This is a genomic window from Collinsella sp. CLA-ER-H5 (genome assembly GCF_040092375.1).
In the GTDB taxonomy this organism is placed as follows: domain Bacteria; phylum Actinomycetota; class Coriobacteriia; order Coriobacteriales; family Coriobacteriaceae; genus Collinsella.
The window spans coordinates 1-12,664 of the sequence record NZ_JBBNLR010000034.1 but is presented as its reverse complement, the minus strand read 5'-3'; the positions used below and the strand labels follow the sequence as shown (position 1 = coordinate 12,664).

The 12,664-nt window shown below is 55.9% G+C and carries 12 protein-coding genes; all 12 read left to right on the top strand.

Features of this window, described 5'->3' with window-relative positions; translation table 11 throughout:
• The first annotated feature begins 919 nt into the window (after positions 1–919).
• Positions 920–1,594 (top strand): deoxyribose-phosphate aldolase, encoded by a 675-nt coding sequence (deoC, locus tag AAAX31_RS09815; protein WP_022094433.1) that lies wholly within the window; start codon positions 920–922, stop codon positions 1,592–1,594.
• 149 nt (positions 1,595–1,743) lie between these two features.
• Positions 1,744–2,586: a Cof-type HAD-IIB family hydrolase gene (locus AAAX31_RS09810; RefSeq protein ID WP_349077091.1), complete on the top strand. Its 843-nt coding sequence runs from the start codon at positions 1,744–1,746 to the stop codon at positions 2,584–2,586.
• 64 nt (positions 2,587–2,650) lie between these two features.
• Positions 2,651–3,349: an HAD family phosphatase gene (locus AAAX31_RS09805; protein ID WP_349077089.1), complete on the top strand. Its 699-nt coding sequence runs from the start codon at positions 2,651–2,653 to the stop codon at positions 3,347–3,349.
• Between the two features lie 111 nt (positions 3,350–3,460).
• Positions 3,461–4,204, top strand: coding sequence for a GntR family transcriptional regulator (locus AAAX31_RS09800; protein ID WP_349077088.1), 744 nt, complete (start codon positions 3,461–3,463; stop codon positions 4,202–4,204).
• 218 nt (positions 4,205–4,422) lie between these two features.
• Complete coding sequence (locus AAAX31_RS09795; protein WP_349077086.1) at positions 4,423–5,886, top strand: YfcC family protein; 1,464 nt, start codon at positions 4,423–4,425, stop codon at positions 5,884–5,886.
• Between the two features lie 9 nt (positions 5,887–5,895).
• Entirely contained in the window at positions 5,896–7,479 is a 1,584-nt protein-coding gene (locus tag AAAX31_RS09790) for an amidohydrolase family protein (RefSeq protein ID WP_117848677.1), read from the top strand.
• A 1-nt stretch (position 7,480) separates the two neighbouring features.
• A complete protein-coding gene (locus AAAX31_RS09785) occupies positions 7,481–8,332 on the top strand; it encodes a sugar phosphate isomerase/epimerase family protein (RefSeq protein WP_117840177.1) in 852 nt (283 codons plus the stop codon).
• Between the two features lie 61 nt (positions 8,333–8,393).
• A complete protein-coding gene (locus tag AAAX31_RS09780) occupies positions 8,394–9,362 on the top strand; it encodes an SIS domain-containing protein (RefSeq protein WP_117800382.1) in 969 nt (322 codons plus the stop codon).
• Between the two features lie 14 nt (positions 9,363–9,376).
• The gene (locus AAAX31_RS09775) at positions 9,377–10,240 is read left to right on the top strand and encodes a PfkB family carbohydrate kinase (protein WP_117840178.1); all 864 of its coding nucleotides are present in this window, start codon (positions 9,377–9,379) and stop codon (positions 10,238–10,240) included.
• Positions 10,241–10,361: 121 nt separating this feature from the next.
• A complete protein-coding gene (gene frlD / locus AAAX31_RS09770) occupies positions 10,362–11,162 on the top strand; it encodes a fructoselysine 6-kinase (protein ID WP_117840179.1) in 801 nt (266 codons plus the stop codon).
• A 27-nt stretch (positions 11,163–11,189) separates the two neighbouring features.
• Positions 11,190–12,050, top strand: coding sequence for an amidohydrolase family protein (locus tag AAAX31_RS09765; RefSeq protein WP_231500796.1), 861 nt, complete (start codon positions 11,190–11,192; stop codon positions 12,048–12,050).
• A gap of 2 nt (positions 12,051–12,052) precedes the next feature.
• The gene (locus AAAX31_RS09760) at positions 12,053–12,481 is read left to right on the top strand and encodes a secondary thiamine-phosphate synthase enzyme YjbQ (protein ID WP_117735290.1); all 429 of its coding nucleotides are present in this window, start codon (positions 12,053–12,055) and stop codon (positions 12,479–12,481) included.
• The last annotated feature ends 183 nt before the right edge of the window (positions 12,482–12,664 follow it).

The window sequence follows — 12,664 nt, the reverse complement described above, 5'->3', positions numbered from 1 at the left end:
TTTGTCAGTTTTGACCGCATTCAAACCACCGAAATAGACTAATGCCCGGGAACAAATCGAATTGCTCCCGGGCATTATCGTCCTAGCTCGAAAAAGTGCTAAATGTCAATTCTGGTCTAACAGAGCCTTTCTTATCGCTGTCTCCAGCGTGGTGGTTTGTCATAGCTTCTCCAATCGGTTGATGTTCGTGCTGTTTGTTGATGTGTTGGTCGTCGTGAGTGATGTGCTTGCCGTGGGTGATGTGCTGACGTTGGGGTGCTATGCGGTTTTCAATGAGCCCGTGAGGCAGTTGCTGCAGGGGCGGGATGGAACGGCCCATGCAAGGCGGAAGGCATCGTGCTCAAAATCGAGACAGCAATGCCCTGGGTGCCTCACATGTGGCAGTTACCTCATTAAGTTGTCATTGCGTTTGGGGCTGTACTTTGCCGATCTTCTTTCTCTTACACGCTAAAAACTGAAATTTCATATGCTCGATCTACTTAAAACCGCAACGGCGGTCTTTTATCAACTTATATGTCGGAACGCGTCTTTGCAAGTACTTTTTTGCGTTTGTTTCAAATGGGGTGGTTTTGCAACCGTCACGCGCCACGCTATGCGAACGTGCCCCTTTTCTGTTGTCGGTCGGATACGATGAGTCGCGTGACGTCGTCAGAGGTCGAATTCGACCGCTAACGACGTTGTGCAGCTCATCATTTCTGGTCGCAAACAGTAAAGGGGCATGAGGGTGTATTGAGGGGGGATGTCTTGCTGTCGGCATCCGCGTGCGGTGCCATTCGCTGTCTGTAAATATACGTTTACAGCTAATTTCATACCACTTGTCGGAATGCGGACGCTGTCCTTGTATGTCGGGCGTACATTGAACGTGGTTTTTCGCGTGAAACCACGAATCGGTTGTCAGTCCTGAACAAGGAGGCCCAGCATGACACTTGCCAAACCCATCAATAAATACATCGACTATATCGATGCCCCCGAGGACACGTTTGAGCAGTATGTCGAGAAGGCGTTAAAGTACAACTTTCGCTGCGTATTTGCGAACCTTCAGGAGTACGAGACGGGCCGCGCCATGCTCGAGGGCTCTGACATCATCCTTGCCGGCGCCATCGACTTTCCCCAGGGCACTATGACGCTTGAGGAGAAGCTTGCGAGGTTTGAGGAATACGCTGCGTGTGGCTTTACCGAGATTGACTACGTTTTGAATCAGGGGTCGATCGAGAACCGCGATTTTGATGCCATCGAGCGCGAGATGACTACCATTGCTGATTTTTGTCGCGCGCATGGCATCACTGACAAGGTAATCGTCGAGATGTGCAAGCTGGACGGCGACGACGCCGCCAAGCGCCGTGTATGCGAGATCGCGCTGGAGGCCAAGCCGGGATTCCTTAAGACATCGACCGGCAGAAGCTTTGGCGGTGCTAAGCTCGAGGACGTGCGGCTGATGCACGAGGTGCTCGGCGATGCCGTGGCAATCAAGGCGGCGGGCGGTATCCATAATTACGAAGAGGCTTGCGCATTCATCGAGGCCGGCGCCAGCGCGTTAGGCGCATCGGCGGGCATCGCGATCGTCGAGGGCGCACCGACGGATGAGCGTCGCTAGCAGACGTATTTGACCTGAGCGATAAAGCTTCACGACCACACGCCGTTCATGTTCGAGACAATATGACTTTTTGCCCGTTGTAAACGGAGTCGCGATGGGTGTTCTGTATGATGGCTCAGACAAGGTTGTTCAATGACAGGGAGGCATATATGGCAATCAGAGCCATCGCGATGGATATCGACGGTACGCTCACCAACGATCAGAAAGTGATTAGCCCGCGTACGCGCGAGAAGCTGCTCGCGGCGCAGGAGTCGGGCATTAAGCTCATCTTGGCTTCGGGCCGTCCCGCATGGGGACTGCACGCCTTGGCGCAGGAGCTCGACCTTCAAAACCATGACGGTCTGCTGGTTGCCTTTAATGGCGCGCATGTGGTCGACGCTCAGACCGATGAGGTCCTTTTTGACCAGGCTATGCCGGCTGACGAGCTGCACCGTCTGATTGATCACCTGCGTAATTTTGACGTGATCCCTATGATTTCGCTCGGTCGCGATTTGCATGTCGTGGATTCGTATCACTGCATGATCACGCTGCCTGACGGCTCGCAGAAAAACATCGTCAAATACGAGCGCGATGCGTGCGATCTTAAGATTCGCGAGGTGGAGAGCCTGCATGAGGTCGCTGATGCTTATCCCGTGGACAAGCTGCTGACGGCGGGCGATCCGGCCTACCTGCAGGCGCATTACGAGGAGATGTATGCGCCCTTTAAGCAGACGCTTTCGGGCATGTTTACGGCCGACTGGTACTTTGAGTACACGGCGCCCGGTATCGACAAGGCCCGCGCACTCGAGGGTGCCCTGCCCAAGCTCGGCATCGATGCCAGTGAGGTCGTATCGTTTGGCGACGGCCAGAACGACAAGTCCATGATTGAGTGGGCCGGCACCGGTGTTGCCATGGGTAACGCCGTCGAAGAGGTTAAGGCTGTAGCCCAGATGGTGACCGCCGATAACAACGAAGATGGCATTGCGGTGGCGCTGGATAAGCTGCTGGGTTAGAATCGCCGATTAATGCATGGCTCGGGCGCCTGCTTGCGGGCGTCCTTTTGTTAGGGAGGGTGCCGTGTCCGCATTTCCGTTCGACGCCGTTATCTTTGACATGGACGGCGTCATTGTCGATACCGAGTATTACTACTTGGGCGAGACTGCCGCGTTTGCCAAGGAGCTTGGACTTAATCTGACTCAAGAGGAGTTGAATGGGCAGGTCGGTACCTCGCATCAGTTCTTCCTGCATATGCTGGTCGATTGGTTTGAGCGCGCCGGTAAGGGACACTTCACTGGCGAGGAGGCGTTGGCCCGTTGGGACGAGTGGGCGCATAAGCGTCCGCGTGACTATCAGGCTTTGATTAACCCAGGCGCCGTGGATACGATTCGAGAGCTGCCGCGCCGTGGCGTTCGCGTGGCGCTTGCTAGCTCGTCTCCCATGGTTAGCATCGAGGAAGTGCTCAACGCATGCGGGCTGTCTGATGCCTTTGAGTATGTGGTGAGCGGCGAGCAGTTTAAGGAGAGCAAACCCGAGCCCGACATCTACCTGCATGCGCTGGACCTGCTGGGGCTGCCCGCGAATCGTTGCTGCTGCGTTGAGGATTCCGTTCCGGGCATTACCGCGGGTAAGCGAGCCGGCCTGACGGTCATTGCCAAGCGCGAGGAACGCTTTGGCTTTAGCCAGGATGCCGCGGACAAGATTATCGACCAGCTGCCGGAGCTGCTCACGCTTTCTAAGGAGCGCGGTAGTTGCGCGTTTTTCGGGTCAGATGAGTAAATACCCGACATTTTGGTGCGGCAGCAAGCATACTTTATGCTAATGCGGGCTTAAGGGCTTGTTGAATGCCCTTGGGCCCGCTTTTGACTTAATTGTGCTGGGAGAGGGTATATGCCACCGACTGAAGGGCTAACTGACGGTAAAGCAGCGATACCGCTGTACCAACAGGTCATTGATATCATTAAAAACGAAATCAACTCCGGCGCCTACAAGGCAGGCGCGCGGATACCCAACGAATTCGAATTGGCTGAGAGCTATAAAGTTGGCCGCGTTACCGTGCGACGCGCTATTGAGGAGCTCGTCCAGCAGGGCTATCTAACGAAGCGACAGGGGAAAGGCACGTTCGTCAATGCCCCCAAGCTCAAGCGCAAGATTCGCCAGAAGGATGACGTCCAGAGTTTTTCGGACGCATGCCGCGTTAACGGAATGGAACCGGGGGCGTGTGTCATTTCGAGAAAGATACTGCCGGCGGATTCTACCGAAGCACAGTTCTTTGGTGTTCCCGTTGGAACTGACTTGATTTGCGTCGAGCGTGTGCGTACTGCCGATGGCGTCCCCGTCATGCTTGAGAACAACATATACGTTTACGAGGACAACGCCTATCTATCAACGGCGCCTCTATCTAACCAATCCATTTTTGAGTTCGTGCGCAACCAGACTGGCCGCATGCCCGCGTTTACCGACCCGTGCACGCTCGAGATCGCGTGCGCATCGCCCGAGGTCGCTCGGTTGCTGGCGGTTCCCGTTGGCGAACCCTTGTTTTATATGGAAGCCTTCTTTTTCGATGAGCAACGGCGGCCGTTTATCATCGGTCGTCAGCGGATCGTTGGGTCTCGCTACGTTTTTGACATCTAGGACATTGCGAATGGAAACGCCCGGTGGATCATCTCACCGGGCGCTTCCATACCGTTCACGGCGCGAACGCGACCGTTCAACCGCGTTGCGGCAATCAGTTTGAAATAATCTTGATGACGTGAAAAGCTGCTGGTAATCTATAGAACGTCATAGAACGTTTGCCTTATGCAAGCGTTGAAGCGAGATGCGATGCAGTCTCGAGTTCTTTGGAGGTATCTATGTCAGATACGAAGGCGAAGAAGACAAACAGACGTTTTAAGTTCAAATTACCGCATGTCTATACGATCATGTTCTTGCTGATCGTTGTCTTTGCGGTCCTGACTTGGATCGTTCCCTCGGGTCAGTATCAGCGCAAGACGATTTCGACAGCGGCGGGCGAGCGCGAAGTCGCCGTTGCTGGAACCTATGAACAGGTCGATAAGAACTACACCGATTCCGAGACCGGCGAGACCATCAATCTGGGTCAGGATATCTTCGCGGTCCTGCAAGCGCCCACTAAGGGCATCCAGGAGGCTGCCGACGTCGTTGCGTTCGTCTTATTGATTGGCGGATCGTTCGCAATCATCACCAAGACCAACGCTTTGAATGCCGGCATGAGCCGTGTGATTAAAAAGCTCAAGAACAAGGACATCCTCATCATTCCCATTACGATGACGTTGCTGTCCATTTGCGGCACTACGTTTGGCATGTCTGAGGAAGCCCTGCCGTTCTATGCCATCTTCATTCCCATCATGATGGGTATCGGTTATGACTCGATGACGGCATTCATCATCTGCTTCCTTGGTCCTAACCTGGGATATTGTGCTTCGACCATCGACCCGTTTAATGTTTTGATCGCCCAGGGCATCATTGGCATCGAGGGCAATCCTCAGCTGTGGCTGCGCGCCGTTTCTTGGGTCATCTTTACTGCCGTCGGTATCGCATGGGCCATGCGCTACGCTATGCGCGTCAAGAAAAACCCCGAGTCGTCCATTACGTACGAGGACGACAAGCTCAAGCGTGTTGAGTTTTCCGTGACCGATGCCTCCATCGAGGAAGAGTTCACTACCCGTCAGAAGCTTGTACTTATCGATTTTGCCTGCGGTATGGGCATTATCGTCTGGGGTCTTGTTACCCAGGGCTGGTACATGAATGAGATTTCCGCCGTGTTCCTTGGCATGGGCTTGCTTGCCGGTATCCTGGGCGGTCTTGACCAGCAGACGATCGCTGAGGAGTTCGTTAAGGGTCTCGCCGATTTTGCGTACGCTGCTATCGTTATCGGTATCGCTCGCGGTATTCTGGTCATCGCCGAGGGCGGCATGATCATCGACACCATCCTCCAGGCGCTCGCTACTGCGCTCGCCGGTGCACCCGCTGCCGTCTACACCACGTTTATGTATATCGTCCTTGGCCTGCTCTCTTTGCTGGTTCCCTCGAGTTCTGGACTTGCGGCGCTCACCATGCCCGTCATGGGTCCGCTGACCGAGCTTATGGGCCTCAATCCCGAGGCTGCCGTTACCGCGCTCCAGTTTGCTAATCAGACCATCAACACTATCAGTCCCGTGGCGGGCATGACGGTCGCCGGCCTTGCCGTGGCTAAGATTTCGTTTGGCCAATGGTGGAAGACCATTTGGAAGTTCTTCATTTTCATGGTCGTCTTTGGCCTGATCGTAACGGCAATCTCTGGCATGCTTCCGGTGTAGGTGGTTGTGATGTCTGATCGTTTGACGGTCCTGACGTCTAAGAGCGTCTTTACCGGTACGGGTGACCTGCCGTTTGAAGGTTTCGTAGCGGTCCGTGGCAATCGAATTGAGGCTGTTGGCACCAAGTGTGAGGTAGCTTCGTATTTGACCCAAGCGGACGAGGTAGTTGACCTGGGCGACCGCACCGTCATGCCTGGCCTGATCGATGTGCATACCTTCTATACAGGCTGGGCGCTGCGGACGTTGGGGTCTGATCTGTCCGGCATCGCTGATGCCAAAGAGGCCGTGTCGCTCTTGCGTGCATGGAAAGAAGATCATCCGGATTGCGCGGCGGCTTTTGGCCACAGCCTACCCGAAACGTTGGCATCGGATGCCGAGAACGCAAATACGGCAGCTGTGTTTGACGATTGTTTTGGCGATATTCCTGTCGTCTGCTTTACACCGGGTGCGGAGACCTGCGTTCTCAATGCTGCCGCCAGTGCACGATACGGCTTTACACCCCAGGCGTGCTATGCCGAGAAGATCTGGCGCATGATGAGCGATTTCCTCGCGCTGCCCGAGGTACGTGCGGGGTATTCGGACTACATGAGCATGCTTAACGAGCGCGGCGTTACCGCCATCAAGGAGATGGCGTTTGATGACTACTACGGTTTTGCCGACGAAATGGCTCGCCGTGAGGAATCTGGTGAGCTGACGGTTCGCGTCTCTATGATGTCGCAGCCGGTGGGTGCCGGTGCAAATCTGGCATATGCCCGCGAGGCACGAGCGCGCTTCCGGGGACCGTTCGTTCGTTTTTCTGGCTTCAACCGTATGACCGATCGCGGCGTATGGGCGGGGCTTGCCGAGATGATTGACCCCTATGAGGACTCGGCCGATGCGGGCGCTGCCGGCAAGACGGTCGTCGAGGAGCCAGAGTGGGATCTGATTGAGAACGAGCTGCGTGCAATTGATGCTGACGGCTTCCGATATTCCTTGCATTGCCAGGGCGATGGCGCCGTTCGTCGCACCGTGGCGCTCTATGCCTCGCTGCCTCGAGACGAGCATGGACGGATGCTTCGCCGTCATGCGATTACCGATCTCGAGAACTCTGACCCGACCGATCTTGTCGAGTTTGGCAAGTTAGGTGGAATTTGCGAGGTCTATCCGCAGATTCTGACGCTGGACCGGCGCGAGGATTGCCTGTCGATGATGCGTCGACAAATTGGCGAGACGCGACTTTTGCACAGCTGGAATCGCCGCGGCATGGAAGATTCCGGATGCACAGTGTGCTGTGGCACGGATTTGCCGCTGTTGATTCCGAGCTTGGGCGAGTCAATCTACAGTGCGTGCGGCGGATACTTCGACGACGGACTGCCCGTGAATGAGGTCAACACGCTGACGCTTGTCGAGCTCTTGTGCGCTTGGACTGCCGGGGGCGCGTACGACCTGATGCGCGAAGACGAGCTGGGTACGCTTGAGGTTGGCAAGCTTGCCGATATCTGCGTGCTCGATCGGGATGTGTTCGACCTCGATTATCGCGACGCACGCGATCTTGCGGTTGACATGACGATGTCGGACGGACAAATCGTGTTCGATCGAAATAAGGAGGCATAAGATGCCTGAATCCAAACCGACGCTGCGCCGCGAGCAGATTGCGGGCATGAATATCCACTACATCATGTGGTCGCTCGATTACTTCCTTGATGTGCAGCAGCGCTTGGGCTTTGAGTCCATTGAGCTGTGGTGTGCGGAGCCGCATGTGACGCTCGACCACACGGGCTACTTTGAGGCTGAGGTCCTGGCGAAAAAGGCTGCAGACCGTGGGCTTAGGTATCGTACTCTGTGCCCCGAGAATGTTGTCTATCCTTGGCAGTACTGCGCACGCAAACCGCTGCATGAACAGCGCAGCCTGGCGTACTTTAAGCACGGCATTGAGCTTGCCGAGGTACTTGGGTGCGACCGTATGTCCGTCAACTCGGGCTGGGGCGACTGGGACGAGGACCGCGAGGAAGCCTGGAAGCGCAGCCGCGAGCACTTGTCCATTCTGGCGGAGTATGCCGGCGAGCACGGTCTGGTGCTTACGATGGAAAGTCTGCGTCCCGAGGAGAGCAACCTTGTGACGACGGTTTCCGATGCGAAGCGCATGATTGACGAGGTCGCGAGCCCGTACTTACAGCCTATGGTTGATACAACCGCGATGGGCGTTGCAGGCGAGACGCTCGAGGACTGGTTTGCCGCCTTTGGTGATGGGGCAATTCACGAGATGCACTTTATCGACGGTGACCCGTATGGCCATCTGGTGTGGGGCGATGGCAAGCACGATATGGACGCCTTCGTCGCCACGCTCAACGCCCATGGTTTCGACGGCATGCTGGGCCAGGAAATCACGGACGGTCGTTACTACGATGATCCGGCGGCGGCAGATGCCAAGAACATGGCCGCATTCGAGAAATATCTGATTGACTAAAACAACTATCGGCCACGCAGCCAACGTCATTGATTGCGGCCAAACAAGAAAGGAACTGGATATGAACGCACACGATCTGATCAAAGAGGCAATTGCCGAGAAGGGCAAGTTCGACAGCGTCTACTGGATTGCTTGCGGTGGCTCCATGATTGATTTGATCCCGGCCCATGAGCTTCTGCAGCGCGAGGCAACCACCTTCACTTCGTATATCTATACGGCTCGCGAGTTCGATATCATGCGTCCGCGTCGTCTGGGCGAGAAGTCCCTGGTCATCGCTTGTAGCCACAGTGGCAACACCCCTGAGGTCGTCGAGGGCTGCGAGATTGCCCTTGCTGCCGGCGCTACGGTGATCGCCCAGACCGACAACGCTGGATCTAAGATCGACACCGGTAAATGGACCACGTGGGTCTACCCGTGGGGCGAGGGCGTGCCGCAGGCCGAGGTCCCCGCTGGCATTTCGCTGTCGCTTGCGGCAGAGCTGCTCGATCAGCAGGAGGGTTACGCCGATCTTGCCGATATGTATGCCGGTATCGCCGAGATGGATAAGATTCTTCCCCCGGCACGCGAGAAGGTAAATGCCGAGCTGGGCGATCGCTTTGCCAAGCTTTGCCAGGAGCACGAGTTCTTCTATATTCTGGGCAGCGGTCCCAACTTTAGCCAGACCTACGGTTTCGCTATCTGCTCTCTTATGGAGATGCAGTGGCAGCACTGCAGCTACATCCACTCTGCCGAGTACTTCCATGGCCCCTTCGAGGCTACTCAGGATGGCGTTTTTTACTTCCTGCAGATGGGCTCCAGCGAGTGCCGTGCTATGGACGAGCGCGCCCTGGCGTTCCTTAAGACGCATACCGATACGCTGATGGTGCTCGATGCCAAGGAGTACGGTATGGAAGCCGTGCCGGCGAGCGTCCGTGCCTATCTGGACCCGGTGCTGTTCTATGCCATGAACTGCGAGCTGCGTGCCGCACGCGGCAAGGTGTTTGATCACGATCCCGATTTCCGTCGCTATATGGGTGTTGTCGAGTACTAGAAGGAGCAAAGGCCATGGCATTTAACGTTAACGCGCTCGGATTTGGCGACAACGTCGTCGATCGCTACGAGCATATCCACACCATGTATCCCGGCGGCAATGCGGTGAACTTCGCCGTTTATGCCAAGAAATGCGGTGCCGCACGCTCTGCATACATGGGCATTTTTGGCAATGACGCCGCTGCCGAGCATGTCATTGCAAGCCTCGAGGATGAGGGTATCGAGCTTGACAAGTGCGAGCAGATGATTGGCGAGAACGGGGCGGCTCGCGTGACCGTCGTTGACGGTGACCGTGTCTTCCTTGGCTCCAACGAGGGCGGTATCCGTGGCGATGTGCGCTATGTCCTTGATCGCTTTGACCTTGCGTACATGAAGCAGTTCGATGTGGTTCATTCGGGCAACTACTGCTTTACCGAGCGCGAGCTGCCCAAGTTGAAGGCTGCGGGCGTCACGGTCTCTTTTGACTTTTCGGACGACTCCACCGACGAGTACTACGAGCAGATTGCGCCCTACGTCGATTTCGCTTTCTTTAGTGCGGCGGATGCCGCGAGTGAGGACGAGATTCGCGAGCGTCTGGCATGGGTGAAGGGCCTGGGTCCGCGTTTTGTGTCGGCTACGGCGGGCGCCGAGGGCTGCATTGCTTACGACGGCGAGCGTTATTACCGCCAGCTGGCTAAACCGGTAACGGACATGAAGGACACCATGGGGGCGGGCGACTCGTTCCTCACCTCGTTTTTGATGTGCTATCTCGATTCCGCCAAGCGTGGTGAGGATGGCGCCGAGGCCATCGAGCGCGCGCTCGACTTTGCTGCCGGGTTTGCCTCGACCGTGTGCGGCATGGAAGGTTCTTGGGGCCACGGAGCGCCAATCGTCGAATAGCTTAAGAAAGCGTACGGCGGTCTGGCTATGAGGTCTTGGACAGCCGATGCAAAACAATAAGCAAAACGCGAAAAGGGGGCTCGCCATGTGGTGGGTCCCCTTTTGAACATTGGAGAAGACCATGGGTATTAAAGCGTGCGCGGCTGGTTTTTGCTGCGCGGACGTCTATCAGAACATCGGCGTGTTCTATCCGACTGGTAACGGCATTGACTGGGGTATCCATCTTGCACGAATGGGCGTTTCGGTATCCGCCGTGTCGGTTGTCGGCAAGGACGAGTACGGAGACAAGATGAGAGAGGCGCTGGCCGCTGAGGGGTTCGATATCTCACATCTGCGGGTGGAGGATGGCGACACCTCGGTGATGCTCATGGCATTGAAAGACGGCGTCGATCGCGTGCATCTCGAGGCAATCGATGGCGTAATGGAGACATATCGTCCGAATGAAGATGACCGGGCGTTTATCCTAGAGCATGACATCATTCATACCGACCTGTTTGGCAATTGTTTGGACCTCCTGCCCGAATGGCATGATGCGGGCAGGACGGTGGTTATGGACTTCTCGGTGTTCAGCCAGGATCCCGAATATGCATGCGAGGCTCATTTTCCTTACGTAGACTATGCGTTCATGTCGTTTGAAGAGGACACTCCGGAGCTGCGAGACTGGGTACGCCACGTGCAGGAATTGGGACCGCGCGTTGCGGTTGCCACGCTTGGCGAGAAGGGAAGCATTGCCTATGACGGTGAGCGCTTCTATGAGTGCGGGATCGTACCGGCGGAGAAGGTCGTTAATACCGTGGGTGCCGGCGACTCGTATATTGCCGGGTTTACCAAGGGCGTGATCGATGGCCTTGATATTCCGGCGTGTATGAAAGCGGGCGCTGAGCTGTCGTCCCGAGTGATTGGTTCGTTTGAGCCGTACTAGGGTCAAATGCCTGGAAAGGAGTACGAAATGGTTATCGACATGTTGGTCCATCCTATGCTCTACGGCGAGATCTGTAAGCCGGGTGATGAGCCTGATGGATTCGGCTTTTGGTCACGAGAATTTGGTATGGGGCATATGGGCCCCATGGATTGGGATGAGCTTCAAGTCGAGATGGACGTCTGCGATGTGCAGAAGAGCGTGCTCATGCCGCTCGATGTAACCACGGCATGCGGAGGACACTTTGGCACCAACGACCAGATTGCCATGCTGGTTGCCGCGCATCCCGATCGTCTGTGGGGATTTGCGAGCGTAGACCCGCAGGTGAGCGGTGCCGCAGACGAATTGGAGCGCGCCTTTACCGAGTTGGGGGCAAAGGGGCTTTGCCTGCATCCTGCAAAGCAGGGTTTTGCCCCCGATGATGCTGTGGCCGAGCCGCTTTACGAGCTGTGCGAGCGCTATAACAAGCCGGTGGTTTTCCATGCCGGTATGTCTTGGGAGCCTGGCGCAGAGCTCTCGCGCAGTAACCCGCTTGCATTTGAGCACACAATCGCAACGCATCCAAATGTGCGCTTTAGTTTGACTCACTTTGGCTGGCCCTGGGTGCGCGAGACCGTGGCGATGCTGCTCAAGTATCCCAACTGCTACACGGACACCTCTATCACTTACATCGATTCGCCCGAGGAGATGATGCAGCGTCTTTTCACGGTCGATATGGGGCCGCTGTGGTATGAGCGTGCGCTATCGCATCAAGTGATGTTCGCCAGCAATACGCCGCGCTTCCGTGCGTTCAAACTCAAGCGGGCGCTCGATACCGTGTCCATGCGCGATGATGCGCGAGAAAGGCTCTACTGGGGTAATGCCCTGCGTTTTCTTGAAGGGGATGAGTGAACATGGTGACGCTCGAGACATTGAGCTATCTATCGACTGCTCCGGACCAGTTCATCGATATTACCGAAGACGTGCACGCTGCCATCGAACGCAGCTCGGTGACGAATGGCTTGGCAGCGATTATTTTGTCGCATACGACCTGTGGAATCGTGGTAAACGAGGGGCTGCCCTGCGTGGAGACGGATCTTATGGAGACGCTTGATCGCATCGCCCCACTCGATGCTCCCTATGCGCATGCACACTTCCTGCCGAGCTATGGAGCCACCGGCAACAACTCCTGTGGGCATATCAAGAGCATGATTTGTGGAAACAGTTGCTTCTTTCCCGTCCAAGATGGCCACATCGTGTGCGGAGGTGCCCAGAACATCTATCTTGCGGAGTTTGACGGTCCGCAGAAGCGAAAAGTGTACGTCGAGGTGCTGGGGGAATAACGTTCCTGCAATAATGAGCTGCACCCCAAAACTTGGACGGCTTAAATTAGAACTACTGGAGTGGGAAGGATAAACTGGACTTTCTTTTAAGGATCCTCAAGCGTATTGCCGCTCGTATTCCACTGGAGACATGTAGCCCAGGGTGGAATGCATGCGCACCCTATTGTAATAGAGCTCTATGTA

Coding starts and splice junctions, on each gene's coding strand:
- deoC (WP_022094433.1), top strand. CDS start 920: ATGACACTTGCCAAACCCATCAATAAATACATCGACTATATCGATGCC.
- AAAX31_RS09810 (WP_349077091.1), top strand. CDS start 1,744: ATGGCAATCAGAGCCATCGCGATGGATATCGACGGTACGCTCACCAAC.
- AAAX31_RS09800 (WP_349077088.1), top strand. CDS start 3,461: ATGCCACCGACTGAAGGGCTAACTGACGGTAAAGCAGCGATACCGCTG.
- AAAX31_RS09795 (WP_349077086.1), top strand. CDS start 4,423: ATGTCAGATACGAAGGCGAAGAAGACAAACAGACGTTTTAAGTTCAAA.
- AAAX31_RS09790 (WP_117848677.1), top strand. CDS start 5,896: ATGTCTGATCGTTTGACGGTCCTGACGTCTAAGAGCGTCTTTACCGGT.
- AAAX31_RS09785 (WP_117840177.1), top strand. CDS start 7,481: ATGCCTGAATCCAAACCGACGCTGCGCCGCGAGCAGATTGCGGGCATG.
- AAAX31_RS09780 (WP_117800382.1), top strand. CDS start 8,394: ATGAACGCACACGATCTGATCAAAGAGGCAATTGCCGAGAAGGGCAAG.
- AAAX31_RS09775 (WP_117840178.1), top strand. CDS start 9,377: ATGGCATTTAACGTTAACGCGCTCGGATTTGGCGACAACGTCGTCGAT.
- frlD (WP_117840179.1), top strand. CDS start 10,362: ATGGGTATTAAAGCGTGCGCGGCTGGTTTTTGCTGCGCGGACGTCTAT.
- AAAX31_RS09765 (WP_231500796.1), top strand. CDS start 11,190: ATGGTTATCGACATGTTGGTCCATCCTATGCTCTACGGCGAGATCTGT.
- AAAX31_RS09760 (WP_117735290.1), top strand. CDS start 12,053: ATGGTGACGCTCGAGACATTGAGCTATCTATCGACTGCTCCGGACCAG.